Annotated in this window: 20 protein-coding genes; 10 read left to right on the top strand and 10 right to left on the bottom strand. The window is 72.1% G+C overall.

From position 1 onward, the window contains the following. Positions 1–81: 81 nt before the first annotated feature. On the bottom strand, positions 82–1,350 hold the full coding sequence (locus ASC56_RS22255) for an AAA family ATPase (protein WP_055493387.1): 1,269 nt from the start codon (positions 1,348–1,350) through the stop codon (positions 82–84). A gap of 134 nt (positions 1,351–1,484) precedes the next feature. Here ASC56_RS22255 and ASC56_RS22250 point away from each other — a divergent pair, with 134 nt between their 5' ends. Further along, a complete protein-coding gene (locus ASC56_RS22250; protein WP_055493250.1) occupies positions 1,485–2,837 on the top strand; it encodes an SWIM zinc finger family protein in 1,353 nt (450 codons plus the stop codon). 143 nt (positions 2,838–2,980) lie between these two features. Continuing rightward, positions 2,981–4,603: a DUF5691 domain-containing protein gene (locus ASC56_RS22245; protein ID WP_055493249.1), complete on the top strand. Its 1,623-nt coding sequence runs from the start codon at positions 2,981–2,983 to the stop codon at positions 4,601–4,603. Between the two features lie 357 nt (positions 4,604–4,960). Here ASC56_RS22245 and ASC56_RS22240 read toward each other — a convergent pair whose 3' ends face one another. Beyond that, positions 4,961–5,377, bottom strand: coding sequence for a cobalamin B12-binding domain-containing protein (locus tag ASC56_RS22240; RefSeq protein WP_055493248.1), 417 nt, complete (start codon positions 5,375–5,377; stop codon positions 4,961–4,963). 656 nt (positions 5,378–6,033) lie between these two features. On the opposite strand from ASC56_RS22240, the gene ASC56_RS22235 reads away from it, so the two are divergent. Beyond that, positions 6,034–6,894, top strand: coding sequence for a triacylglycerol lipase (locus ASC56_RS22235; RefSeq protein ID WP_055493247.1), 861 nt, complete (start codon positions 6,034–6,036; stop codon positions 6,892–6,894). Between the two features lie 272 nt (positions 6,895–7,166). After that, positions 7,167–8,792 carry a M23 family metallopeptidase gene (locus ASC56_RS22230; RefSeq protein ID WP_055493246.1) on the top strand — a complete coding sequence of 542 codons (1,626 nt, stop codon included), beginning with the start codon at positions 7,167–7,169 and terminating at the stop codon, positions 8,790–8,792. Positions 8,793–8,842: 50 nt separating this feature from the next. On the opposite strand, the gene pcrA is transcribed toward ASC56_RS22230, so the two are convergent. Next, positions 8,843–11,329, bottom strand: coding sequence for a DNA helicase PcrA (gene pcrA / locus ASC56_RS22225; RefSeq protein WP_055493245.1), 2,487 nt, complete (start codon positions 11,327–11,329; stop codon positions 8,843–8,845). 258 nt (positions 11,330–11,587) lie between these two features. Between pcrA and ASC56_RS22220 the strand changes: the two genes are divergently transcribed. Continuing rightward, positions 11,588–12,562, top strand: coding sequence for a tellurite resistance/C4-dicarboxylate transporter family protein (locus tag ASC56_RS22220; protein WP_055493244.1), 975 nt, complete (start codon positions 11,588–11,590; stop codon positions 12,560–12,562). On the opposite strand, the gene ASC56_RS22215 is transcribed toward ASC56_RS22220, so the two are convergent. Next, on the bottom strand, positions 12,540–12,893 hold the full coding sequence (locus ASC56_RS22215) for a hypothetical protein (protein WP_055493243.1): 354 nt from the start codon (positions 12,891–12,893) through the stop codon (positions 12,540–12,542). The genes ASC56_RS22220 and ASC56_RS22215 overlap by 23 nt on opposite strands. 463 nt (positions 12,894–13,356) lie before the next feature. Between ASC56_RS22215 and ASC56_RS22210 the strand changes: the two genes are divergently transcribed. Next, entirely contained in the window at positions 13,357–14,424 is a 1,068-nt protein-coding gene (locus ASC56_RS22210; RefSeq protein ID WP_055493242.1) for a C40 family peptidase, read from the top strand. Positions 14,425–14,474: 50 nt separating this feature from the next. Here the strand turns inward: ASC56_RS22210 and ASC56_RS22205 are convergent, their stop codons facing one another. Together ASC56_RS22205 and ASC56_RS22200 are read right to left on the bottom strand one after the other, a co-directional pair. Then, positions 14,475–15,209 (bottom strand): response regulator transcription factor, encoded by a 735-nt coding sequence (locus ASC56_RS22205; protein ID WP_055493241.1) that lies wholly within the window; start codon positions 15,207–15,209, stop codon positions 14,475–14,477. Further along, the gene (locus ASC56_RS22200; RefSeq protein ID WP_107309323.1) at positions 15,206–16,498 is read right to left on the bottom strand and encodes an ATP-binding protein; all 1,293 of its coding nucleotides are present in this window, start codon (positions 16,496–16,498) and stop codon (positions 15,206–15,208) included. Before ASC56_RS22200 ends, ASC56_RS22205 begins: the two co-directional genes overlap by 4 nt. A gap of 177 nt (positions 16,499–16,675) precedes the next feature. Between ASC56_RS22200 and ASC56_RS22195 the strand changes: the two genes are divergently transcribed. Next, the gene (locus tag ASC56_RS22195; protein WP_055493239.1) at positions 16,676–18,175 is read left to right on the top strand and encodes a PspC domain-containing protein; all 1,500 of its coding nucleotides are present in this window, start codon (positions 16,676–16,678) and stop codon (positions 18,173–18,175) included. Beyond that, positions 18,162–18,404, top strand: coding sequence for a hypothetical protein (locus ASC56_RS22190; protein WP_055493238.1), 243 nt, complete (start codon positions 18,162–18,164; stop codon positions 18,402–18,404). Before ASC56_RS22195 ends, ASC56_RS22190 begins: the two co-directional genes overlap by 14 nt. A 73-nt stretch (positions 18,405–18,477) precedes the next feature. On the opposite strand, the gene ASC56_RS22185 is transcribed toward ASC56_RS22190, so the two are convergent. Both ASC56_RS22185 and ASC56_RS22180 read right to left on the bottom strand, forming a co-directional pair. Next, on the bottom strand, positions 18,478–19,008 hold the full coding sequence (locus ASC56_RS22185; RefSeq protein ID WP_055493237.1) for a DoxX family protein: 531 nt from the start codon (positions 19,006–19,008) through the stop codon (positions 18,478–18,480). Between the two features lie 137 nt (positions 19,009–19,145). Next, positions 19,146–20,435, bottom strand: a complete 1,290-nt coding sequence (locus ASC56_RS22180; protein ID WP_055493386.1) for a hypothetical protein — start codon at positions 20,433–20,435, stop codon at positions 19,146–19,148. A 268-nt stretch (positions 20,436–20,703) separates the two neighbouring features. Here ASC56_RS22180 and ASC56_RS22175 point away from each other — a divergent pair, with 268 nt between their 5' ends. After that, on the top strand, positions 20,704–21,582 hold the full coding sequence (locus ASC56_RS22175; protein ID WP_055493236.1) for a DUF4429 domain-containing protein: 879 nt from the start codon (positions 20,704–20,706) through the stop codon (positions 21,580–21,582). Positions 21,583–21,651: 69 nt separating this feature from the next. On the opposite strand, the gene ASC56_RS22170 is transcribed toward ASC56_RS22175, so the two are convergent. After that, entirely contained in the window at positions 21,652–22,446 is a 795-nt protein-coding gene (locus ASC56_RS22170) for a class II aldolase/adducin family protein (RefSeq protein WP_055493235.1), read from the bottom strand. Positions 22,447–22,629: 183 nt separating this feature from the next. Between ASC56_RS22170 and ASC56_RS22165 the strand changes: the two genes are divergently transcribed. Beyond that, positions 22,630–23,115: a pyridoxamine 5'-phosphate oxidase family protein gene (locus tag ASC56_RS22165; RefSeq protein ID WP_055493234.1), complete on the top strand. Its 486-nt coding sequence runs from the start codon at positions 22,630–22,632 to the stop codon at positions 23,113–23,115. 18 nt (positions 23,116–23,133) lie between these two features. Here ASC56_RS22165 and guaA read toward each other — a convergent pair whose 3' ends face one another. Continuing rightward, a complete protein-coding gene (gene guaA / locus ASC56_RS22160) occupies positions 23,134–24,723 on the bottom strand; it encodes a glutamine-hydrolyzing GMP synthase (RefSeq protein WP_055493233.1) in 1,590 nt (529 codons plus the stop codon). Between the last annotated feature and the right edge of the window lie 286 nt (positions 24,724–25,009).

The following is a 25,009-nucleotide window of genomic DNA, read 5'->3' as shown; positions in this document are numbered from 1 at the left end:
CGTCCGCTCCTGCGGCGTCACGGCTCCCCGCACCCGGTCCACTCGCCACGCTCAGGAAGTCCCCCGTGGAGCCGACGTCGTTCATACGGTCACCTCCCGGCATGCGCGGTAGAAGTCCGTCCAGCCGTCGCGCTCGCGGACCACCGTCTCCAGGTACTCCTGCCAGATGACGCGGTCGGCCGCCGGGTCGCGGACGACGGCGCCGAGGATGCCCGCGGCCACGTCACCGGCCCGCAGCACCCCGTCCCCGAAGTGGGCCGCGAGCGCGAGTCCGTTGGTGACGACGGAGATCGCCTCGGCGGTGGACAAGGTGCCGCTGGGCGACTTCAGCTTCGTACGGCCGTCCGTCGTGACGCCGCTGCGCAGCTCCCGGAAGACCGTGACGACGCGGCGGATCTCGTCGATGCCGTCGGGCACGCCCGGCAGGTCGAGCGAGCGGCCGATCTGCTCGACCCGGCGGGAGACGATGTCGACCTCGGCGTCGGCACTCTCCGGAAGCGGCAGTACCACCGTGTTGAAACGGCGGCGCAGCGCGCTCGACAGATCGTTGACCCCGCGGTCGCGGTCGTTGGCCGTGGCGATCAGGTTGAAGCCGCGGACGGCCTGCACCTCCTGCCCCAACTCCGGTATCGGCAGGGTCTTCTCCGACAGGATCGTGATCAGCGTGTCCTGTACGTCGGCGGGGATGCGGGTCAGCTCCTCGACGCGCGCGGTCATGCCCTCGCTCATGGCCCGCATCACGGGGCCCGGCACCAGCGCGTCGCGGCTGGGACCGTGCGCGAGCAGTCGCGCGTAGTTCCAGCCGTAGCGGATCGCCTCCTCCGGGGTGCCCGCCGTGCCCTGCACGAGGAGGGTCGAGTCGCCGCTGATGGCCGCCGCCAGGTGCTCGGACACCCAGGTCTTCGCCGTGCCGGGCACACCGAGCAGGAGCAGGGCCCGGTCGGTGGCGAGCGTGGTGACGGCGACCTCGACGATGCGGCGCGGGCCGACGTACTTCGGTGAGATCACCGTGCCGTCCGGCAGTGTGCCGCCCAGCAGATAGGTCGCCACGGCCCACGGTGACAGCTTCCAGCGGGCCGGGCGTGGCCGGTCGTCCTGCGCCGCCAGCGCGGCGAGTTCGCCCGCGAAGGCCGCCTCGGCGTGCGGCCGCAGCACCTCGGCCGCCGCCGTCCCCTTCTCTCCCGCGGTCTCTCCCGCGGTCCCTCCGGCCCTCTCTCCCGCCGCGTCTTCCATGGGTGCGCGCACGGACCTGGGCGCCCGCCCGTGCGAGCCTGTGCCGCCGCCTCCGTTCGCAGGCGCGGACTCGCTCGGGCTCGGTTCGACGGACATCGGATCAACGGACGCACGCATGGCCACTTCCCCCTCCAGCTCGGCCGGTTCGGATCTGCCACCAACCGTGCACCACCCCACTGACAACGCGTTGTGACCTGCGCAAACGCCCTCGCGACCGGTGATTGTCAGTGCCGGGACCTACCTTCGATGGCATGACTCAGCAGGGGGTGCGCTGGACCGCGGACCAGGTGCTGGCACTGGCACCTGACGTGGCGTCACGCAAGGCGGGAAGCAAACTCGGCGCGGCGGGGCCGTGGTCGGAGGCGGGCAGTTCCGAGGAGGGGACGGTGTGGGGGCTGTGCAAGGGCAGCGGCAGCAAGCCGTATCAGACGGTCGTCGACATCGCGGACGCGGCCGGACCGGCGTACAAGTGCAGTTGTCCGAGCCGCAAGTTCCCGTGCAAGCACGCGCTCGGACTGCTGCTGCTCTGGGCGGGCGGGGACGGCACGGTGCCGCCGGGCCGGGCGCCGGACTGGGCGGAGCAGTGGATCAAGGGGCGTAGACAGCGCGCGCAGGAGACGCGGGAGACGGAGGGCGCGAGCTCGGCCGGGTCCGCCGATCCGGAGGCGGCCCGGCGCAGGGCGGAGCGGCGGGCGGAGCGGGTCACAGCGGGTGCCGTCGAACTGGAACAGCGGCTGACCGATCTGCTGCGCGGCGGACTGGCCACGGCCGAGCAGTCGGGGTACGGGCTGTGGGAGGAGACGGCGGCCCGCATGGTCGACGCGCAGGCGCCGGGACTGGCCGCACGGGTGCGGGAATTGGGGGCGATCCCGTCGTCGGGCCCGGGCTGGCCGGTGCGCCTGCTGGAGGAGTGCGCGCTGCTGCATCTGCTGGACCGGGGCTGGCTGCGTCGTGAGCGACTGCCGGAAGGGCTGGCGGCGACGGTTCGTTCGCGTATCGGGCTTCCCGCCTCGCCCGACGGCCCGCCCATCCGGGACCACTGGCTCGTCCTGGCGCAGTACGACACCTCGGACAGCCGGCTCACCACGCGCCGGATCTGGTTGTACGGCGCGGAGTCCGGTCGCACCGTGCTGCTCCTGTCCTACGGGGCGGCGGGGCGCGCACCGGAACCGGCACTGCCGGTGGGCCTGGCCTTCGAGTCGGAGGTGACCGCGTATCCGGGTGCGGGGCAGCTGCGGGCCGCCCTGGGCGAGCGGTTCACGCCTCCCGCGCCGACAGCGGTACGGCCTCCCGGTGCGACCACGATCCAGGCGGCCGCGCGTTACGGGGAGGCACTCCGGGAGGACCCCTGGCTGGACTCCTTCCCGGTGACGCTGGGCCGGGTCATACCGACGCCGGTCGAGGGCTCCTGGCAACTTGCGGACGCGGACGGCGGCACGGCCCTGCCGCTCACTTCCTCCGCGGGCGCCCGCCCGGGCCTGTGGCGCCTGGTCGCCCTGTCGGGCGGCGCCCCGGTCACGGTCTTCGGCGAGTGCGGCCACCGCGGCTTCACCCCGCTCACCGCCTGGCCGGAAGGCGCCGGAGAGGCGGTCACGCTGTGCTGAGGACACCCGATGTGACGACACCCGATGTGACGACACCCGATGTGCTGAACACCGAGCAAGTTCCGTACCCACGTAGCAACGACCCGACCCACCGGTGCACCGATGCACCGATGCACCGACGACCCGATCTCGAGGGGACTGACATGAGTGCCACTCCCGCTCCGCAGGACGCGCCACGCGAAGTGCCCTGGGAGGAGCTTGTGACGGTGGCCCTGCTGGGCATCGACCGGCGTACACCGCCCTGGCTGCCGCCCGGCCGTGAGGCACCGGCCGCGCTGCTGGATCTGGCGGCGGTGGAGACCGTGCGCCGCAGGGCCGGGCTGCGTCCGGCGCCGGCCGGGCCACGGCTCGAGCCCGCGGCAGCGGACCCCCGCCCGCCGCTGCCGCCCGCGGCGGCCCGCAGACTGGCCATGCTGCTGTCCGACCGCCCCGGCCAAGGCGGTGGCGGCCGCCGGGGTACGGCTCCCGACCTCATGGAGCTGCTGCCGCAGTGGCTCTCCCTGGCCAATGAGCACGGCTTCGCGCCGCCCCCGGAAGCCCTGCCCGGGCTCCTGGACGCCGCCCGCGGGCGGACGGACCTGCGGCCGGCGGCCCTGGCCTTCGCCGGTCCGCGCGCGCTCTGGCTGGCCCGGCTGAACCCGGACTGGCGCTTCGCACTGCGCTCCGCGCCCGGCGGTGGGTCCGAACTGCCGTCACCGGATGAGCCGGACCGCGTCCAACGCCTCTGGAAGGAGGGCCTGTTCGCGGAGCGGGTGGCCCTCCTCAGCGCGCTTCGCGCACGACAGCCGGCCGTCGCCCGCGCACTGCTGGCCACCAGCTGGGCGACGGAGCGGGCCGAGGACCGCCTCATGTTCCTCGACTCGCTGCGCACGGGTCTGGAGTCCGCGGACGAGCCGTTCCTCGAACAGGCACTGTCCGACCGGAGCCGCAATGTGCGGGCGACGGCGGCGGAGTTGCTGTCGGCGCTGCCGGAGTCGGCCCTGGCGGCGCGGATGGCGGCGCGGGCCGCGGCCTGCGTGGCGGTCGACCGCACGCCGGGTGAGCCGACGATCGTCGTCGAGGCACCGCACGAGTGCGATCCGGGCATGGAGCGCGACGGAGTGGTGCCGAAGCCGCCCGCTGGGCGCGGTGAACGATCGTGGTGGCTGGGCCAGTTGGTGGATGCGGCACCCCTCCCCTCATGGACGGCTCGGCTCGGGGGGCGCACGCCGGAGGAGATCGTCGCGCTGCCGGTGGCGGACGACTGGCGGGACGAACTGCACGCGGCATGGTGCCGGGCGGCGGTGCGGCAGCGGGACCCCGGCTGGTCCCGGGCCCTGCTCGGACCGCCCTCGGCGCCGGAGGCCGGGGGCCCGGGAGCGGTCTCCCTGGCCGAGCGGGCGAAGCTGCTGTCGACGCTGGGGGCGGAGGAACGGGCCGACTGGGTCGGCGGGTTCATCGCGACACACGGCTTGTCGGAGGCGTTCCAGCTCCTCGGAGTGTGCGCGGTCCCCTGGGCCGCTCCGCTGGGCCGGGCGGTCGTGGACGCGCTCAACATCGCGCGGGACGCGGGCAGTTACCCCTGGAGTTTCAGTGGGGTGATGGGCCTGGCCGAGCGCTGTCTGAACCCCGCCGAGGCGAGCCGCCTGGACACACTGACGGCGATACCCGACGAACCGGAGGACGCGTCACCCGGGGCGGGCGGCTACTGGGCGGAGGCGTTCCAGCGCCTGACGACGACGCTGCGCCTGCGCGCGACGATGCGGGAGGAATTGGGGGAGCCGTGAGGCCGGGGGAGGCGGGGGGTCGGGGGAAGGCGGGGGGTCGGGGGAGCCGCAGCGGTCGGGGGACCCGGGGCCGAGGTGCTGCCCGGGGCCCGCCCTCACCCCCTCGATCGGCCCAACGGCCGAACGGCCCAACGGTCCAACGGCCGGCCCAACGGCCGCAACGTCCTCGCACGCCGGACGGCCCGGCCACGCCGACCTCGGCCGAATGGGTGCGTGCCATCGGAGCACACCCAGCCACCGGCCCGACAGCCGCAGCCGAAACCCCGACGACACCCGCACCCGGCACCCCGGCACCCAGCACCCCGCCACCCAGCACCCGCCACCCGGCCTGGGCGAGACGGCTCGCTCGCGGTAGTGCTACGCCCCCGCCGGCTGCCGTACGTTCGCCCGTACCCAGTCGACGATCGACGCGGTGGTCGCGCCGGGCGTGAAGATCTCCGCGACGCCCTTCTCCTTCAGCAGGGGGATGTCCCCCTCGGGGATGATCCCGCCGCCGAAGACCAGGATGTCCTGCGCGTCCCGCTGCTTCAGCAGCTCGATCACCGCGGCGAACAGCGTGTTGTGCGCGCCGGACAGGATCGACAGCCCGATCGCGTCGGCGTCCTCCTGGATCGCCGTGTCGACGATCTGCTCGGGCGTCTGGTGAAGGCCGGTGTAGATGACCTCCATACCCGCATCGCGCAGCGCCCGCGCGATCACCTTGGCCCCGCGATCATGGCCGTCGAGCCCCGGCTTGGCCACCACCACGCGGATCGGACCGGCTGCCACACCCATCACTGCCTCCATGAAGCGACTACTCCACCCTGTACCGACGTACCGCCTTGCCGCCACATCACCCCATCGGCGGACACGCGACCGCACGGTCGGCACAGCCCGTGCGGACCACGCCCACCGCCCACCGCACGCCTCACGGCGCAGGCGCCCCGCGCCGCACCGACCGGGGAAGTGAACGAACGTTATCGCCAGCATCCCGCAACCGGCAGTTTCACGGTGGCGACCGAGGGGGAAATCACACAATGGGACACGTTCGCCGCGCAGGGTCCCCCCTCCCCGCGGCACACGCGCCGCAGCAGTAGCGGTTCGCGCGCCGTGGACTGAGGGGATCGTGCGCAAGGAGAGCCGCAACGAGGCGGCCGCACCACCGCTCGGGCAGCAGGGCGGCGTGGTGGGGCTCGCCGGCGAAAGGAATGCAAGGGCACGACAGCGGGGAGCCACACCCGTACGAGGAGGACGGGAACCACGCCACCAGGACGGGCGGGGTCGCGTCATCACGACGAGAAGGCGCCCGTCACGACCGGCGTCGCACGCGCCGCACCCCGCGGCACGGCCTCAACTCCGGCACCCGCCCCGCAGGCCACCGCCGTCACGGCTTTCCACAAGGGCACACGGGGGACAGAGGCGTCCTCGCGTGCGCCGACGGGAGGTCGGCCATGAAGGTCACCCGGGCAGTCGAGCCCCTTCTTCCGCTCTGCCAGTACCTGCTCCCCACCAGGCTGGCCGGACTCTCCATGGCCCTGCTGAAGGCGACCGCCCTGGAGCTCGCGATCCTCGCCGGACACCTGCTGCTCTACCCCTCGGGCATCATCCAGGAGCGTCGTTCCGCCGCGCTCCCGCCCCCTCCGGACACCACCACGCTCCCCGCCAGGCCCAAGCCCCCGGTCGTCCTGCTGCACGGGTTCATCGACAACCGCTCGGTCTTCGTCCTGTTGCGCCGCAACCTCGCACAGCACGGCCGGCAGCACATCGAGTCACTCAATTACTCTCCGTGGACGTGGGACATACGCACCGCCGCCAAGCTGCTCGGTCGGCACATCGAGGAGATCTGCGAGCGCACCGGGCAGCCGCGGGTGGACATCGTCGGGCACAGCCTGGGCGGGCTGATCGCGCGGTACTACGTGCAGCGCCTGGGCGGCGACCTCCACGTCCGTACGCTCGTCACCCTGGGCACTCCGCACTCCGGCACCCGGGTGGCGCCGCTCGCCAACGCGCATCCCATCGTCCGCCAGATGCGCCCGGGCTCGGAACTGATCGAGGAGCTGCGCGGTCCGGCCCCGGGGTGCCGTACGCAGTTCGTGAGCTTCTGGAGCGATCTGGATCCGCTGATGGATCCGCTGGAGTCGGCCTGCGTCGAGCACCCGGACCTGTCGGCGCAGAACATCCGGGTGAGTGGCATCGGCCACCTCGCCCTGCCGGTGCACCCCGCGGTCGCGGCCGGGATCCGGCAGGCACTCGACCTCGAACAGCCGGGGGCGCCCGCCGCCGCGCACACCAACGGCCTGACCGTGGCGTGACATCGAGGGCGCGTCCGGCGCAGCGGACGGCAACGCCCGGCACGGCGCCCGCACATCCCCGATACCGCGGCCCGACAACCCCCGGACACCCGCACGCCATCGAACATTCATCGAACGCAGAATCAAAGCCTTGGCGGGGACCGCCGAAACACGGCCGAATGCCCGTTTCCTGCCCGCGGGAAACCTGCCGAAGATTGTCGCGCCCGCATACCGCCGGGTACAGTCACCGCACTGCTCTGCCAGCCCCTGTTGTCGAGGCGAAAGAGAAGTTGGTGAACGACCGTCACCCGTCGGGGACCGCAACTCCCCCGGCACCGGCCTCCGATGCCGACTCGGCGCACTACGCGTCGTACGGGCAGCAGGGCGGCCACTACGGTGACTTCACGACGTACACCGACCCCGCGGCGATCGCTTTCGACACCGGCGGCCATACGGCCGCGCCCTTCGCGTCCGACCCTCTCTTCGGCGACTTCCCGGGCTCCGGCCCGACCGCTTCGTACGACGCCGGCCAGTGGTCCACGGGCAGCCACCAGACCCTGGGCACCGGCACGTACCACACGCCGAACTACGACCCGTACGCCGCGCAGCACCACGCCGCGTTCGACACGGGTGTCCATGACACGACGGCCTGGGCGGCCGGCTATCAGCAGCTCGCCGGCATTCCCGCGCAGGCCTCGGCCCCCGATGCCACGGGGCAGTGGGACGCGCACGCGTGGCTGGAGGCCGACCGGTCGACCGGCCAGACCCAGCAATGGGAATGGGGCACACAGGCCTTCGACACGGGTGCGTACGACGCCACGCAGTGGAACTCGGGCGGCACCGCCGCGCACGAGACCCATGACCAGCACTCCACGGCGACGGACGCGGCGACCGTGACGGAGACCTTCGAGCAGGTCGGCGCCGAGACCTACGACCAGCAGGCCACGGCCACGTTCGACCGGGCCGAGCCCTACGACCGGCAGGCCACCGCCACCTTCGACCGGGCCGAGCCCTTCGACCAGCAGGCCACCGCCACCTTCGAGCAGTTCGCGTACGAGCGACCGGCCGACGGCGACGGCGCGCTGGCGGACGTCCGGGAGACGCCCGGCGAGACTCCGCTGCTCGAGGACCAGGAAGAGATCACTCCGCTCCCGGCCTCGCGGGCCGCGTCCCGCGCCGTCGGCCGGTCCCGGCGCCGTACCCCGGCGAAGCGTTCCGCGCTGCTGACGGTCGCCGTGCCGTCGGTGTGCGTGATGGGGGTCGCCGGGATCGCCGCCGCGTCCGTCGGCGTGGGCGGGAGCGACGGCAAGAACACGACGGCCGACGCGTCCGACGCGGCTGCGGTGAAGCCGTCCACCGCCAACAACAAGCTGGACTCCCAGCTCGAAAGCCTCTCGGCGGGTGCGAACGACTTCGCGGACCGGGCGAGCCGCACGCAGGAACGCATCGACCTCAAGGCCCAGCAGGTGGCCGAGCACAAGAAGGCGGCGGCGGAGGCGGCCCTCAAGGAGCGGCTGCGGCCGAAGTTCGTCCTGCCGGTCACGCAGAGGGGGCTCAGCGCCTACTTCGGCCAGGCGGGCGTCAACTGGATGTCCGTGCACACCGGTATCGACTTCCCGGTCGCGTACGGCACGACGGTGATGGCCGCGACCGACGGCACTGTCCGTACGCAGTGGAACAGCGCCTACGGCAACATGCTGATCGTGACCGCGAAGGACGGTACGGAGACGTGGTACTGCCACCTCTCCAGCTACCAGGTCCCGTCCGGTACGACCGTGAAGGCCGGCCAGCCGATCGCGTACTCCGGCAACTCCGGCAACTCGACCGGCCCGCATCTGCACTTCGAGGTGCGGCCGAGCGGCGGCGCCGCGATAGACCCGCTGCCCTGGCTGCGAAGCCACGGGCTGGACCCGACCTGATCAACTCCTCCGTGAGCCCCCGCCGTTCGGCGGGGGCTTCGCTGTGCGGACTACAGCTTCTCCACCGGCGCGTACCGCAGCAGCAACCGCTTCGGCTTCGCGTCTCCGAAGTCGATCGTCGCCTCCGCGTTCGCGCCCGTGCCCTTCACGCCGACGACGGTCCCGAGACCGAACTGGTCGTGCGTGACGCGGTCACCGACCGCCAGGGGGATCACCGGCCTCTCCGTCGCACCGCCCCGGCGCGTGGCGAAGCCGGACGCGCCCGCCGCCGAGGACCGCGACCGGGAGGACGACAGCGAGGCCGCCACACCGGAGACCGGACCGGCCGACAGGGGGGCGGAGGAGGCTCCGGTCCGCTTCCACTCGACGTGCTGGTCGGGGATCTCCTCCAGGAAACGGGAGGGCGGGTTGTACGAGGGCTGGCCCCAGGCGCTGCGCATGGCCGAGCGCGTGAGGTACAGCCGCTCCCGGGCGCGTGTGATGCCGACGTACGCCAGGCGCCGCTCCTCCTCCAGCTCCTTGGTCTGGCCGAGCGCACGCATGTGCGGGAAGACACCGTCCTCCATGCCGGTCAGGAACACCACCGGGAACTCCAGGCCCTTGGCGGTGTGGAGGGTCATCAGCGTGATGACGCCGTCGCCCTCCTCCTCGTCGGGGATCTGGTCGGAGTCGGCGACCAGGGCGACCTGCTCCAGGAAGTCCGCCAGGGTGCTCGACTCACCCTCGCCGCGTTCCTGCTCGAACTCCAGGGCCACGGCGGCGAGTTCCTGCAGGTTCTCGATCCGGGTCTCGTCCTGGGGGTCGGTGGAGGCCTGCAACTCGGCCAGATAGCCGGTGCGCTCCAGGATCGCCTCCAGGACCGTGGCCGGTCCGGCGCCCGACTCCACGATCGTCCGCAGGTCCTCCATCAGCGCGTTGAACCGCTTGACCGCGTTCGTCGAGCGGGCCGCCATGCCGTACGCCTCGTCCACGCGGCGCAGCGCCTGCGGGAAGCTGATCTTCTCCCGCTGGGCCAGGGCGTCGATCATCGCCTCGGCGCGCTCGCCGATCCCCCGCTTCGGCACGTTCAGGATCCGCCGCAGCGGCACGGAGTCCTCCGGGTTCGCCAGCACCCGCAGGTACGCCAGGACGTCCCGGACCTCCTTGCGCTCGTAGAAGCGGACGCCGCCGACGACCTTGTAGGGCAGGCCGACGCGGATGAAGACCTCTTCGAAGACACGGGACTGGGCATTCGTCCGGTAGAAGACGGCGACGTCGCCGGCCTTCGCCTCACCCGTGTCGGTGAGGCGGTCTATCTCATCGGCGACGAACTGCGCCTCGTCGTGCTCGGTGTCGGCGACATAGCCGGTGATGCGCGCGCCCGCGCCCGCGTTGGTCCACAGGTTCTTGGGGCGGCGGGACTCGTTGCGCTCGATGACCGCGTTGGCGGCGCTCAGGATCGTCTGTGTGGAGCGGTAGTTCTGCTCCAGGAGGATCGTCGTGGCGTCCGGGTAGTCCTCCTCGAACTGGAGGATGTTGCGGATGGTCGCGCCGCGGAAGGCGTAGATCGACTGGTCGGCGTCACCGACGACGCACAGTTCGGCAGGCGGGAGGTCGTACTCGCCGGGCGGCACGTCGACCGGGTGCTCGGAGGTGCCGACGAGCTCGCGCACCAGGGCGTACTGGGCGTGGTTGGTGTCCTGGTACTCGTCCACGAGCACATGGCGGAAGCGGCGGCGGTAGTGCTCGGCGACGTCGGGGAAGGCGCGCAGCAGGTTGACCGTCGTCATGATCAGGTCGTCGAAGTCGAGCGCGTTCGCCTCACGCAGCCGCGACTGGTAGAGCGCGTACGCCTGGGCGAGGGTCTTCTCGAAGCCGTCGGCGGCCTGGGCGGCGAAGTCCTCCTCGTCGATCAGCTCGTTCTTCAGGTTGGAGATCTTCGCGCTGAAGGCCTTGGGCGGGAAGCGCTTGGGGTCGAGGTCCAGGTCGCGGCAGACCAGCGCCATCAGACGCTTGCTGTCGGCGGCGTCGTAGATCGAGAAGGAGGAGGTGAAGCCGAGCTTCTTGCTCTCCCGGCGCAGGATGCGGACGCACGCGCTGTGGAAGGTCATCACCCACATCGCGTTCGCGCGCGGGCCGACGAGCTGCTCGACACGCTCCTTCATCTCGCCCGCGGCCTTGTTGGTGAAGGTGATCGCGAGGATCTGGCCGGGGTGCGCGCCCCGCTCGGCCAGCAGATACGCGATGCGGTGCGTGAGCACGCGGGTCTTGCCGGAGCCGGCGCCGGCGACGATGAGCAGGGGGGAGCCGGCGTGCACGACGGCCGCGCGCTGGTTCTCGTTCAGCCCCTGGAGCAGCGCCTGGGGGTCGATTGCCGGGCGCGGCGCGCCGTCGCGGTAGTACATGTCACGGTCCGGCGGCATGTCGAACTTCCCTCCGAACAGATCGTCCGGAACCGGCTCCGGAACATGATCGTCCTCGGGCGGCGCGGGCTCCTCCTCGTGGGCCGAGGTGGCCTTGAGGTCCGCCAGGAAGCTGTCGTCAAAGAGGCTGCTCATCGCTCTCCGAGTCTAGGGCGCCTCACTGACAACCGACCGCCACCCCGAGAACTCGGCCTTCGGGATCGCCGCGTGGCCCGGTGATCTTCCGGTATCGACCATCCGGCAGTCCATCACCGTTCGAAACTGACGCCATCAGCCACTTCGGCATCCACATCTGCAACGGCAACCCGCGCGCCGCGCGCGCGGGGTTGTTTTCGGACTCCCTGCGCGCGTGCCCCGTACGCAACCCGCCTGTGCGTCCCTAGCATCGGGCGCATGTCAGGCACCTCCGCGCTCCGCACCTGGTGGGCGCAGCGTCCGCCCGCCACCGGGGCCGCCGTGATGGCGACCGGCGTCCTCTCCGTCGGGCTGCACCTGAGCGGGTACGAGGTCCTCTCCACTGTCGCCCTGGTTCTGGCGGCCGTTGCCTGGCTGGGGCTCGCGACCGACTTCGTCCTACGGCTGCTGTGGGAACGCGGCCGGTGGCCGGTCGAGGTGCGCTCCCCGGCCGCGCTCACCGCGGTCGCGGCGACGACCGTGCTGGGTACGCGGGTGTCCGCCCTGGGACGGCAGCGGCTCGCGGAGGCGCTGCTCGCGGCGGCCGTCGCGCTGTGGGCGGCCCTGATCCTCCCGGCCGTGGGGAACTGGAAGCGCCGGATGTCGGGTGCGGTGTTCCTCGGGTGCGTGGCGACGGAGGGGATCGCGGTGCTGGGGGCGGTGCTCGCCGCGGCGGAGCGGGTGGCGTGGCTCGCGCACACGGCGCTGGTGTTCTTCTGGCTCGGCCTGGTGCTCTACGCGGTCGGCCTGTGGTGTTTCGACCCCCGGCAGGTGGCGACAGGCGCCGGGGACCACTGGCTGGCGGACGGTGCGCTCGCCCTCTCCGCGGTGGCCGGGTCCAGGCTCTTCGCCGCCGCGCACAGTGGGCTCTACCTCTGGAACAACGACGACGACGACGTCCTGCGCGCCGTCACGGTCGGCCTCCTCGCCCTCGCCTGTGGCTGCTTCTGCGTGCTGGCGGCGGCCGAACTGCGGTGGCCACGGCCCCACTACGACGTGCGGCGCTGGGCGACCGTCTTCCCGATGGGAATGACGGCGGTGGCGGCACTGTCCGTCGCCACCTCCCTGGGGGTGCCGTGGCTGCGCGGCCCCGGCCGGGTCCTGCTGTGGATCGCGGTGGCCGTCTGGTGCGCGGTCCTCGCCGGAGCCGTCCGCTCCGGCCTGGGACCCGTCAGGTCCACAGCACCGCGATGAAGATGTTCACGATGGTCAGCGCGCCGACGGCGGCGAAGAGGGGCTTCTCGACCCGCACCTCGTCACGCTTCACGTAGACGAGTCCGAGGATCACGATCAGCAGGGCCAGCTTGATGCCGATCTTGATGGCGTTGACCGAGTGGTGGTCCGCCTGGTTGATGCCGACCAGGGCGACACCCGTGACCAGCATGGTCAGCGCGCCGTGCAGCATTCCGGGCACGAAACGCGCCGTGCCCTGGCCCATCGCCTTCATCTGGGTGAGGAAGCCGCCGAGAAGCGCGGCGATGCCGACGATGTGCAGGCCGACGAAGAGATGGATGAGTACGTCCATGGGGCCGGAGCCTAACCAGGGGCCCGTGGGCCCCTGCCACCGGCCCTGCGGATGTGACGGCGGTCGCACGCGCCCCCCACGACATGGCCGCGTGCTCGCATATGGCCGCGTGCTCGCATATATGCGCCCCATAGCACTCCGTCACCACCTGGTGCCGCGGAACCGCCGCATCGGTCATCACACAGCGTGAAGTCGGCGACCGCGTGACGGGATCACGGTCACATGCGGTCACCGGCAGTCCCCTCCCGCCAGTTCCGTACATCGCGTCACGATGTCATCACGCCGAGGCATAGCGTCCTCCACCAGGTGACCGGCTCCCCACCGCCGCCCGGGCCAGGGGCGGCCGTCGGACACCACCGCCGAGAAAGGTCCGGCGGCGGCTCGCTTCCCCTGTGCAGGCCGCCGCCGGACGCATGGCACCGCCCGTGGCCCCGGCGGTCGTACGAAAGGACGTGTCGTCCAGGTGGCAGCGCACCGCAAGCCCAGACAGCGAGCGTTCGGCGGCGGCACGACCCGCACCGCCGTCACGATCGCCCTCGCGGGAGCGGCGTCCGCGACCGGCTTCGACGGAACCGGGCACGCCGAGCCGACCCTCTCGCCGGCCCAGGTCAAGGCCAAGGTGGACAAGCTGTATCAGGAGGCCGAGGTCGCCACCGAGAAGTACGACGGGGCTAAGGAGAAGGCCGACGAGGCGGCGCAACGGCTCAACGGGCTGCGGGACGAGGCGGCTCGGCGGACGGACCAACTCGCTTCGGCGCGCGAGGCGCTCGGCTCGGCCGCGGCGGCGCAGTACCGCGAAGGGGGCCTCGACCCCTCGGTGCGGCTTCTGCTCTCCTCGGACCCCGCGCGGTACCTCGACGACGCCGCGTTCGCCGAGCGCGTCGACAGCCGGCAGGCGGCGGCCGTGGCGCGTGTCCGCGACCAGTTACGGGAGATCGAGCGGCTGCGCGGCGCTGCCCGGGTGGAACTTGCCTCCCTGAAGTCGCGGCAGGCGGAGCTGCGGCGGCAGAAGCGGACGGTCACCGAGAAGCTGGGCGAGGCGCGAGGGCTGCTGTCCAGGCTGACGCGGGAGCAGCGGGCACAGCTCACGGCGGACGGCAGCGCGGGACGATCGGCGCGGTCCGCGGGGCGGGACCTCCTCGGGCCGGTGTCGCCCTCCGCGGCGGCCGCGGAGGCGCCCGGGGCACGGGCCGCTGCCGCGGTGGCGTACGCGTACGGCAAGCTCGGCAGCCCCTATGTCTGGGGCGCCACCGGTCCCGACGCCTTCGACTGCTCGGGCCTGGTGCAGGCCGCGTACCACTCGGCGGGCATCTCGCTGCCCCGGACGACGTACGCCCAGATCGGCGCGGGCCGCCGCGTCCCGCGCTCCGAACTCCTCCCCGGTGACCTGGTGTTCTTCTACTCCGGGGTCAGCCACGTGGGGATCTATGTGGGCCACGGCCAGATGATCCACGCCCCGAACCCATCGGCACCGGTGCGGCTGGCACCGATCGACGAGATGCCGTTCGCGGGGGCCACCCGGGTGGTGTGAGCCGCTGTGCGCGCTCGGCGCGTATACCTCACCCGCTCGGCGGGTGACCGTCACACCAGCCTGCGAGCCGCCGCCCAGCGTGTCAGCTCATGGCGGTTCGACAGCTGGAGCTTGCGCAGGACCGCCGAGACATGGGACTCGACCGTCTTCACCGAGATGAACAGCTGCTTGGCGATCTCCTTGTACGCGTAGCCGCGGGCGATGAGGCGCAGGACCTCGCGCTCGCGCTGGGTGAGACGGTCGAGGTCCTCGTCGACCGGCGGGGCGTCGGTCGAGGCGAAGGCGTCGAGGACGAAGCCGGCCAGGCGGGGCGAGAACACCGCGTCGCCGTCCTGCACGCGGAAGATGGAGTCCACGAGGTCCGAGCCGGTGATCGTCTTGGTGACATAGCCCCGGGCACCACCGCGGATCACGCCGATCACGTCCTCGGCGGCGTCCGACACGGACAGCGCGAGGAACCGGACGGGCCGCTCGGTGTCGGCCGTCAACGAGGCGCAGCGACGCAGCACCTCGACCCCGCCGCCGCCCGGCAGATGGACGTCGAGGAGGACCACCTCGGGCCGCGTCGCCGTGATCACCGAGACCGCCTGGTCGACATCCGCGGCCTCGCCCACGACCTCCACGCCCGTCCGCTCGGTCTGCCCGATCTCGGCCTGCACGCCCGTACGGAACATACGGTGGTCGTCCACGAGCACGACCCGTACACGCCGGCCGCCCGCGCTGTCACCGGCCGCCGCCGACTCGTCGGAACCTGCCTGCCCGGTCGACCCGTACGCGTCACTCATGACGTGCCCTCCGCCCTCTCCATCTCCAGTTCGACCTCCGTGCCGCCGTCCGGAACCGCGCGCAGCCGTGCCGTACCGCCGTTGCGCTCCATCCGGCCGATGATCGATTCTCTGACACCCATGCGGTCGGCGGGTATCGCGTCGAAGTCGAAGCCGGGACCGCGGTCGCGGACGGACACGAAGACCGTCTTGCCCTCGACCTCGGCGTAGACCTGGACGGCACCGCCGTCGCCACCGTACTTGGCGGCGTTCACCATCGCTTCGCGCGCGGCCTGCATCTGTGCGGTGATCCGCTCGTCGAGGGGGCAGTCGCCGACGATGACGACCTCGATGGGGACGCCGTGCTTGTCCTCCACCTCCGCCGCGTTGCGCCGGACCGCCTCCGCGAGGGTGTCCGGCTCCTCGGCCTCGTCCTTGCCGGTGCCCTCGGGGTTGTACAGCCAGGCGCGCAGGTCGCGCTCCTGGGCGCGGGCCAGGCGGCGCACCTCGTTCACGTTCTCCGCGTTGCGCTGGATCAGGGTCAGGGTGTGCAGGACCGAGTCGTGGACATGGGCGGCGACCTCCGCGCGCTCCTGGGCGCGGATACGCATCAGGCGCTCCTCGGAGAGGTCCTGGGTCATCCGGACCAGGTACGGCCCGGCGAGCAGCGTGATGCCGACGAGGACGGCGAGGGCCGCCTGCAGGACAGAGCCGAGGTGGGCCGCGGAGCCCTGCAGCACGAAGATGCCGGAGACACCCGCGGTGACCAGGAGGACCCCGGCCGCGGCACGCAGCAGGGTGAGGGTGCGCCGACGGCTGCCGACCTCCATCCAGCGGGCGCGCCGTGCGTTGTCCGCCTGACGCCAGACGAGGGCGACGCCCGCCGCGACCAGGACGGCCGGAATGAGGTACGCCTTGGCGCCGCCGCCGAGGTTCACGCTGCCCACGAAGGTCAGCGCCACGACGACCATGAGGAGCAGGGCGACGATCTGGCCGCGGTCGGGCTTGCGGGCGACCAGTCTGCGGCGGCCGTCGGGCGAGCTCTCGGTGCCGACCAGGGTCGGAGAGCGCCGGTCGTCGACGCCGCCGACGCCGAGCGGGACGAAGAACCAGAACGCGGCGTACAGCAGCGCGCCGAGGCCGTCCGCCATGATGAGGCCGACGAAGACGAGGCGCACCCAGATCACGGGCAGCCCGAGATGTCCGGCCAGGCCCCGCGCCACGCCCCCGAGCCAGCGTCCGTCGCTGCTGCGGTAGAGCTTGCGCGGCGGCCGCGGGTCGGCGAGGGGCAGTGCAGCGACGTCCGGCATGCCATCGATGGTCACACGACCGAGCAGCCCGGACATCAGGGTCGGCCCCCTAGACTCCCCTGATCTTCGACTCCGTGGTGATCGAACACTTCCCCCGGCAGCCATCAGTCAGATTTCAGGGTTCGGCCAGGGTCGTCCCGACTGCCGCAGCACGGCCACGCCAGGGACCATGGACGCATGACAGATCAGCAGCACGCGGCAGCGGGCCGGGGCCCCGGCGCGGGGCACGGCCCCGCGGCCGGGTCCGGCCCCGCCGCGGAGGGGGGCGCCCGGTCCACTCCTCAGGACGCGCCACGCGCCGCCGCGGGAGCGCGCGGGGCCGCGGGCGCGGACGCGCACGCCCGCGACCATGCCCGCGGCAGGCCGGACGCGTCCGGACGCCAAGACGCCGCCGGGCGCGACGACGCGGCGGCCGAGAGGCAGGGGGGGTTCCGGCGGGACCGGCGGTTCAAGATGCTGGCGGGTGTCTGCTCGGGCCTGGCCCGGCAGTACGACATGGATCCGGTCATCTTCCGGATCGTGCTCGCGGTGCTCTCCGCGACGGGCGGCCTCGGACTGATCTTCTATGGGTTCGTCTGGCTCCTGATCCCCTACGAGGACGAGGAGGAGAACGAGATCCGCAAGCTGCTGACGGGTCGCGTAGACGGCCAGGGCCTGGCCGCGGTCCTCTTCGCCCTGGTCGGCTGCGGTGTCTTCCTGTCGATGCTCAGGAACGGCGGGTTGCTGAGTTTCGCCGCCGTCCTGTCCCTGCTGCTCGCGGGCGCGGCGTACTGGTCGCGGTACCGCGGCGCCTCGGACCCCGATCCGCTGGCCGCGCAGGCCGTGGCCGACGCCCCGCCGGAGGCGACGGCGCCTCCCGTCCCCACCGCCTACCCCTCCTGGTGGCGCGACCCCATCGTCAAGGACGGCACCCACGTGGGCGGCACGGGTTATCTGTGGGGCCCGAGCAACACGCCCGGCCGTGACGTGGCGGCGGCGGTCGACATCGCCCGTGGCTCGTCGTACGACCGGCGGATACGCACCGCGCAGCAGCCGAGGCCCCGCGGACCGCGCTGGATCGGCGGCTGGGTGTTTCTGTTCGCCCTGCTCGCGGGCGGCCTCGGCACCGGTATGACCTGGGACGGCCAGGCCCTCGGCACAAGTCTGCAGACGGGCCTGGCATGCGCGCTCGTCGTCCTCGGCGCGGGCATGGCGGTCAGCTCGTTCCTGGGGCGCACGGGAGCGGGCTCGATCTTCCTCGCGGTGCTCACGGCCGGCCTGCTCGCCGGGTCCGCGGCCCTCCCGAAGGACATCGGTACGCACTGGACGCGCACGACCTGGGCACCGGCCTCGGCGGCGACCGTCCGAGGGACGTACGACCTGGGCACGGGCGTCGGCACCCTGGACCTCAGCCATCTGGGACTCGCCAAGGACCGGACGGTGACGACCCGGGCGGAGGTGGGCGTGGGTCGGCTCAAGGTGGTGCTCCCGAAGGACGCCACGGTGAAGCTGACGATCGACACAGGTCTCGGCGACATCCGGTTGCCGGGCGACTCCACCAAGGACGTGGACGTGAAGCCGGGCAGGCACAAGCAGGTGACGCTCTCCCCCGCCTCGGGGGCGAAGAACACGGCCACGCTCGGCCTCAGCCTGGAGGTCGGCGTGGGCCAGGTGGAGGTGACCCGTGCTGCGTCATGAGTTCCAGCCCGGCCGGCTGATAGCCGGCCTCGCCCTGACCGTCGCGGGTGTCCTCTACCTCGGTGACGCGAGCGGCGCCTGGGAGACGCCGTGGTTCGCGATCATCCCGATCGTCGGCGGCGGTCTGTGCCTGGCGGCCGTGACGGGCCTGCTGACCCGCGCGATACGCAGGGGCCGCAGGGCCCACGGAGACGTGCACGGCGAACAGGAGGGAGCGACTGCTCCATAGCCCGGAAGGAGCGGACGACGGCTCCATAGCCCGGAAGGAGCGGACGACGGCTCCGTGGCCCGGGAGTACGGGCCTACCGGTATCCGCCCACGCGTCGCCGTCGTCGCGCGCGGATGGCGGCGTCCACGGAGAGAACCGGCGCGCCGGCCAGGACCAGCGGGAGCCAGGCCATCAGGTAGGCGAGGTCGTTGCCGTAGTAGTACGGGGTTGAGGCCCAGCTCACGGTCAGCCACAGGCTCAGCGAGATCAGCGCGCCGCCGAGCGCGGCGATGCGGGCCAGCAGGCCGAGGAGCGTGCCGATGCCGACGGCCAGTTCACCGAAGGCCATGGCGTGGCCGAAGCCGACGGGGTTCTTCAGCGCCAGGTCGACCAGGGCCGGGATCGCCGACGAGCCGCGCACGCTCTGCATCAGTTCGCCGATCGAACCGGAGCCGGAGTCGTGCAGGAAGGCGCTGTTGGTGAGCTTGTCCAGGCCCGCGTAGATGAAGGTGACGCCGAGGAAGACGCGCAGGGGGAGCAGGGCGTAGCGGCCGGCGGTTTCCCGCCAGGCTCGGCCCTCGTCGAGGTAGGAGGTGTGGGAGTCCATGCGCATGCCATGCGTCATCGTGGTCGCCGCCTCTCGCCCGCCCTGCCGTTGACTCCTCAGCAGACCATACGTACGAAAGGGGGCAACCGCTCAAGCACCGCGCGGCACATTTCCAGCGGTCGGCTCGGGATTCCCCGGGGCCGGCTCGGTCGCTCTCACTCCGGCACGTCGATCGTCACCCGGTTCGTCTCCACCCCCGCGGCCGTCACCACCTGGACATCCACCCTCCCGGGCTCCACGTCCGCCGGTACCGGCACCGTCAGGAGCGTGTCCGTCGGGTTGCTGAAGCCGCCGGGGACCGGGACCAGGGGGACATGGACGTGAACCGTGCCGATACGGACGACCATCCGGGAGAGACGGTCGGCCGTCTGGGCACCGGGCGGGACGAAGCCCGCACCGCGGATCTCGATGTCGTCACCCGTGCGGATCGGCGCGTCCAGGTCGCCGACCTCCCGCGCCCGGACCACCGAGAGCACCACCGGACGGCCTCCCTCCGCGTACTTCCCGGCGAGATACGTGGCGGCCGACACCAGCACCAGCAGCGCGAGTCCCCATGGCAGATCGGGCAGTTGGTCGGGGCGGCGGGCCAGCCGCACCACCGCGAAGGCCAGGGCGACCGCGCTGACCACCACGTACTGGGTGTCCGCGAAAGCGCCCCGCCCCGAGTCGTCGGTCAGCAGGTCCGCCGCCCGCGGACGGTCGGCACCCACCTTCTGCAGGCGCTGGCCGAGGACCCGCAGCCCGACCACCCGCCGCACCAGGACCGCGATCCCGCACACGACCGCGACCACGGTCACCACACCCACCCCGCGTGCGAGGTCGAGCCCGGCGATCAGCGCGTCGCGCCTGCCGTGCGCCGAGGCCGCCGCCAGCTCGCCGACCAGTACCAGCAGCGCATACACCACGAACAGCACCCAAGCAGCCGCCACCGCACGGGAGGTCGACAGCCGGTTGTCCTCCCCGATGACGGGCGCGAGCGCCCCGCCGCGCGCCCGGTGCAGATATCCCGCGACGGTCAGCGCGGCACCCAGCAGCACGGCCGCGAGCAGCCCGGCCGTCCGCGCCACGGTCCACCCGGCGCCGATCGCCGTCAGCGCCTGCGCCACCAGCAGGACGCCCACCGCGCCCCACACCGCGACGGCCGTACGCCGCCACAGCCGGCCGAGCCAGGCCTCGCCGTCGGCCCGGCTCCGCTCGGCGACGAGGTCGGCGGACTGGGTCAGCTCGTCGGACACCCATTGGCGGGACGCGGACGCGGAGTACGCGACCGCCGCGGGCAGCCCCCGCCCGGAGGCGAACTCCTCCCGTTTCGCCAGGAATTCGGCGACCGCGCGCCGGTGTCCCGCGCGCGCGCCGTGCGGGCCGTCCCCGCAGGTGCAGCCACTCTCGTGCGCACCCGGACCGCTCCCGAGCCCCGCGCCCTGCCTCGCCTCCTGCACCGCCACGCCCGCTGCCGCCTTCCCGCGCCGGATCACCACATCGCGCCCGGCCACCGCACGACCGGACGCCTCCGCCCGGCCGGGCACGTCGTTCGTACGACCGGCGGACGGCCACGCCGCACAACAGCCGTGCGACGACAGCGAATTGTGCCGTACGAAACCCCACACGCGTCCGCCAGGTCCGGTCAGGACGGGTGAAAGAACGAATCCTCGGTTGACCAGCGTCGAAAAGCCTCTGTTTAGCCCCTGTTGACCCGGCTGCGAGAATTTCCGTATGGCCGAGATCATCCAGCGCGACGGGACCTGGGCCTTCGACGGCAGTACGGTCCGGATCACGCCGGGGCTCCATCGCTCGGTGCCGCTGTTCCGGCAGACGTACGGGGAGATCGCCGTGCCTCTGGAGGCGATCGCCGGGGTCGTCTTCGAGCCCGAGCGCAAGCGCGGCCGACTCCGGCTCCGGCTGCGCGAGGGCGCCGATCCGCTGCTCCAGGCGACCGGTGGGCGCCTGCCGGACGGGGCGGATCCGTACCGGCTGACCGTGGCCGTCGACCGCTCCGGCGCCGCCGAGTACGTCGCCGAGGAGATCCGCCACTCCCTGCTGCTGGAGCAGATTCCCAAGGAACCGGCCAGGACCTACCTCCTGCCGGGCCCGCCGGTTCCCGTCTCGGTGCGTTCCAGCGACGGAACCGTCTCCTTCGACGGCGCCCGGGTGCGCATCGACTGGAGCGAGAGCTCCGATCGGGTCAAGCGCGCGACCGGCCCGCGGATCATCAGCACAGGGGACCTGGTCCAGGTCGAGTGGCTGCCCAACTCCGGTCACGAGGACGGGTTCGTGCGCTTCGTCACACAGGAGACGGTGTTCTCGAAGCTGCCGCCCGAGAAGGATCCGTACGCCCTCGACCTGTGGGGCAGCAGCCGCCGTGACCTGCTCACGGCCCTCGTGGCCACCGCGGTCACCGCCCGGCTGCCGCACCCGTCGGCCCGTGCCCCGGACGGTGCGGAGCGTCCGCGGCCGGACGCCGTTGCGCCGTCGGCCGACCACCACGACATACTGCTGCGCCGTTTGCGGGAGTTGGGTGAACTGCACCGCGCGGGCGTCCTCACGGACGAGGAGTTCGCGACCACGAAGGCGGCCGTTCTGCGCGGCTTCTGACGACGTCCGGCGAAGCCCTGGACTCGGCGGGTGGCTCCGCCGGGCAGATCCGTCGGCCCCGCGGAGCCGTCAGCGCAGCAGATCGGGCTCGCTGCGGCTGATGTCCTGCCACAGCGGCTGGTAGTTGATCCAGGCCACCAGGTCCCCGCCCAGTTGTTCCCGTGTCGCCGCCGCCTGCTTGTGGTCGATCAGGACGGGCCGACCCGCCGCCTTCGCGGTGAGTTGCACCTGGCAGGAGCGTTCCATCGACAGGAACCACCAGGCGGCCGCGTCCACCGAGTCGCCGACGGTCAGCAGCCCGTGGTTGCGCAGGACGAGCGCCTTGCGCGTGTCGAGCGCGGCGGCGATCCGGCGGCCCTCCTCGGCGTCCACGGCCACGCCGGTGTAGGCGTCGTAGACGGCGTGGTCCTCGTAGAAGGCGCAGGACTCCTGCGTGATGGGATCCAGCAGGTCGCCGAGCGCCGCGAGGGCCCGGCCGTGCACCGAATGGCAGTGGGCGACGGCGACGACGTCCGGGCGGGCGGCGTGGACCTGGGCGTGCACGGTGAACGCCGCCTGGTTCACGTGGTAGCGGCCCTCGATCACCTGCCCGTCCTGGTTGGCCAGCACCAGATCACTCACGGTGACGTGCCGGAACGGCATTCCGAACGGGTTGACCCAGAAGCAGTCGGTGAACTCCGGGTCGCGCGCGGTGATGTGCCCGGAGACCCCGTCCTCGAAGCCGAGCCGTCCGAAGATGCGCAGCGCTCCGGCCAGCCGCTCCTTGCGGTGCTGCCGCTCGTCGGCCGGGGATTCGTGCATCGGCGGCATGGCGAACTGCAGCTGATCGGTGGGCAGGGGCAGCGGTGGGGTCGGCCCGTGCATGTGTCCTCCAGCACTGGGTTCCTTTACGGAGCGGAAGTTACCGTCGGTTTCCACACGAGAACAGGGGCGTTCGGTGAAGAGAGTGCGCAACCGTTACGTGCCTCCACGCGCCCCCGCCCCGGCCCTGATACTGCCCGGGATACCGGACAGAAGATGTCGGGAATGGGCGCGAGACTCGGCCGCATGAGTTTGAGGAGCCCTGTGAGCTGGTCTGCTTTCGCCGCCGCCGAACCCGAACTCGCCGCGACCGCCGGGGCGCGCTTCGGTGCCTTCACCCATCACGTCCTGGCGACCCTCCGCAGGGACGGCTCGCCGCGCACCACCGGTATCGAGGTCCGCTTCCTGCGCGGCGAGTTGTGGCTCGGCATGATGCCGGGCTCGCTGAAGGCGCTGGACCTGCGGCGCGACCCGCGCTTCGCGCTGCAGGCGAACCCCGGGCCGGGAACCGGGATGGGCGGCGGTGACGTGCGGATCTGCGGCCGGGCGGTCGAGGTCGAGGACGGCCGGACGAAGGGCGCGTATGTGAGAGAGGTGGAACCGCCGCAGCCGTTCCACCTCTTCCGCACCGAGCTGACGGAGGTCGTGCGGACCTTCGTCGAGGACGACACCTGTCTGGTCGTCGAGATCTGGAAGCCCGGAGAGCCGGTGCGCGCTCTCAGGCGGAGGTGACCCGGGACGTCGCCGGGGTCACTCCCACTCGATCGTGCCCGGCGGCTTCGAGGTCACGTCGAGGACGACGCGGTTGACGTCGCGGACCTCGTTGGTGATCCGGGTCGAGATCTTCGCGAGCACGTCGTACGGGAGCCGGGACCAGTCGGCGGTCATGGCGTCCTCGGACGAGACCGGGCGCAGGACGATCGGGTGGCCGTACGTCCGGCCGTCGCCCTGGACACCGACGCTGCGGACGTCGGCGAGCAGGACCACCGGGCACTGCCAGATCTCGCGGTCGAGGCCGGCCGCGGTCAGCTCCTCGCGGGCGATGGCGTCGGCGTCGCGGAGCAGGTCGAGCCGCTCCTTGGTGACCTCGCCGACGATACGGATACCGAGGCCGGGGCCCGGGAAGGGCTGGCGCTGGACGATCTCCTCGGGGAGGCCGAGCTCCTGGCCGACCATCCGCACCTCGTCCTTGAAGAGCTTGCGGAGCGGTTCGATCAGCTGGAATTCGAGGTCTTCGGGCAGGCCGCCCACGTTGTGGTGGGACTTGATGTTGGCCGTGCCGGTGCCGCCGCCGGACTCGACGACGTCCGGATAGAGGGTGCCCTGGACGAGGAACTCGACCGGCTCGCCGCTCTCGCCGGCCTCGGCGATGATCTCGGCCTGGGCCTGCTCGAAGACCCGGATGAACTCGCGGCCGATGATCTTCCGCTTCTCCTCGGGGTCGGAGACACCCTTGAGCGCGGTGAGGAACCGCTCCTCCGCGTCGACGACCTTCAGCTGGACGCCGGTGGCCGCGACGAAGTCCTTCTCGACCTGCTCGGTCTCGCCCTTGCGCATCAGGCCGTGGTCGACGTACACGCAGGTCAGCTGGGAGCCGATGGCCTTCTGGACGAGGGCGGCGGCGACGGCGGAGTCCACGCCGCCGGAGAGCCCGCAGATGGCGCGCCTGGTGCCGACCTGCTCGCGGATCGCCTCGACCTGCTCCTCGATCACGTTGCCGGTGGTCCAGGTGGGACTCAGGCCCGCGCCGCGGTACAGGAAGTGCTCGAGGACCTGCTGGCCGTGCGTGGAGTGCATGACCTCCGGGTGGTACTGGACGCCGTAGAGCTTGCGCTCGTCGTTCTCGAAGGCGGCGACCGGCACGACGTCCGTGGACGCCGTGACGGCGAAGCCCTCGGGGGCGGCTGAGCAGGCGTCGCCGTGGGACATCCAGACGGACTGCTCGGCGGGGGTGCCCTCGAAGAGGGTGGAGGACGGCCTGCAGACGGTCAGCGCCGTACGGCCGTACTCACGGGCCCCGGTGTTGTCCACCCTGCCGCCGAGGGCCTCGGCCATCAGCTGGAAGCCGTAGCACATGCCGAAGACGGGGACGCCGGCCTCGAACAGGGAGCGGTCGACGGTCGGGGCGCCCTCCTCGTAGACCGACGAGGGGCCGCCGGAGAGGATGATGGCCGCCGGGTTCTTGGCGAGCATCTCCTCGACCGGCATGGTGCTCGGCACGATCTCGCTGTAGACCCGGGCCTCGCGGACGCGACGGGCGATGAGCTGGGCGTACTGCGCGCCGAAGTCGACGACCAGGACGGTGTCGGGGGCGGCGGCAGCGGGGGTCGCTGATGACACGGGTTGCCTTCCGGCGGCTTGACAGGGGGCTGTGGTACCGATTCTAACGGGGTGGGCGAAAGTGCCCTCCCGTCGCCGCCGGGGGCCGGACCTCCCGGGGTCGGCCCCCGGGCGCCCGTCTCACCATCCGGTCCCGCTTGGACGGCGCCCGGTGCCACGGCATACTGGGACCATGCTCACGCAGCCGAACTTCGTGTTTACCTATGGCAACCGGCCCGCCGGATGCCATGGTCGTGCTGCTTGAGCCACTGACAAGCGACTTCCCAGGCGCCCCGGGCCGATACGG

It is taken from the genome of Streptomyces sp. TP-A0356 (assembly GCF_001417775.1).
In the GTDB taxonomy this organism is placed as follows: domain Bacteria; phylum Actinomycetota; class Actinomycetes; order Streptomycetales; family Streptomycetaceae; genus Streptomyces.
The sequence above is the reverse complement of the archived record's forward strand: the minus strand, read 5'-3'. Positions and strand labels throughout refer to the sequence as shown.

Bases quoted from the DNA above. Each gene is read 5' to 3' on its own strand.
- ASC56_RS22165 (WP_055493234.1), top strand. From the start codon at position 22,630: ATGAGTTTGAGGAGCCCTGTGAGCTGGTCTGCTTTCGCCGCCGCCGAA.
- pcrA (WP_055493245.1), bottom strand. From the start codon at position 11,329: ATGAGCAGCCTCTTTGACGACAGCTTCCTGGCGGACCTCAAGGCCACC.
- ASC56_RS22235 (WP_055493247.1), top strand. From the start codon at position 6,034: ATGAAGGTCACCCGGGCAGTCGAGCCCCTTCTTCCGCTCTGCCAGTAC.
- ASC56_RS22215 (WP_055493243.1), bottom strand. From the start codon at position 12,893: ATGGACGTACTCATCCATCTCTTCGTCGGCCTGCACATCGTCGGCATC.
- ASC56_RS22200 (WP_107309323.1), bottom strand. From the start codon at position 16,498: ATGCCGGACGTCGCTGCACTGCCCCTCGCCGACCCGCGGCCGCCGCGC.
- ASC56_RS22195 (WP_055493239.1), top strand. From the start codon at position 16,676: ATGACAGATCAGCAGCACGCGGCAGCGGGCCGGGGCCCCGGCGCGGGG.
- ASC56_RS22245 (WP_055493249.1), top strand. From the start codon at position 2,981: ATGAGTGCCACTCCCGCTCCGCAGGACGCGCCACGCGAAGTGCCCTGG.
- ASC56_RS22170 (WP_055493235.1), bottom strand. From the start codon at position 22,446: ATGCACGGGCCGACCCCACCGCTGCCCCTGCCCACCGATCAGCTGCAG.
- ASC56_RS22205 (WP_055493241.1), bottom strand. From the start codon at position 15,209: ATGAGTGACGCGTACGGGTCGACCGGGCAGGCAGGTTCCGACGAGTCG.
- ASC56_RS22250 (WP_055493250.1), top strand. From the start codon at position 1,485: ATGACTCAGCAGGGGGTGCGCTGGACCGCGGACCAGGTGCTGGCACTG.
- ASC56_RS22175 (WP_055493236.1), top strand. From the start codon at position 20,704: ATGGCCGAGATCATCCAGCGCGACGGGACCTGGGCCTTCGACGGCAGT.
- ASC56_RS22240 (WP_055493248.1), bottom strand. From the start codon at position 5,377: ATGGGTGTGGCAGCCGGTCCGATCCGCGTGGTGGTGGCCAAGCCGGGG.
- ASC56_RS22185 (WP_055493237.1), bottom strand. From the start codon at position 19,008: ATGACGCATGGCATGCGCATGGACTCCCACACCTCCTACCTCGACGAG.
- ASC56_RS22255 (WP_055493387.1), bottom strand. From the start codon at position 1,350: ATGCGTGCGTCCGTTGATCCGATGTCCGTCGAACCGAGCCCGAGCGAG.
- ASC56_RS22220 (WP_055493244.1), top strand. From the start codon at position 11,588: ATGTCAGGCACCTCCGCGCTCCGCACCTGGTGGGCGCAGCGTCCGCCC.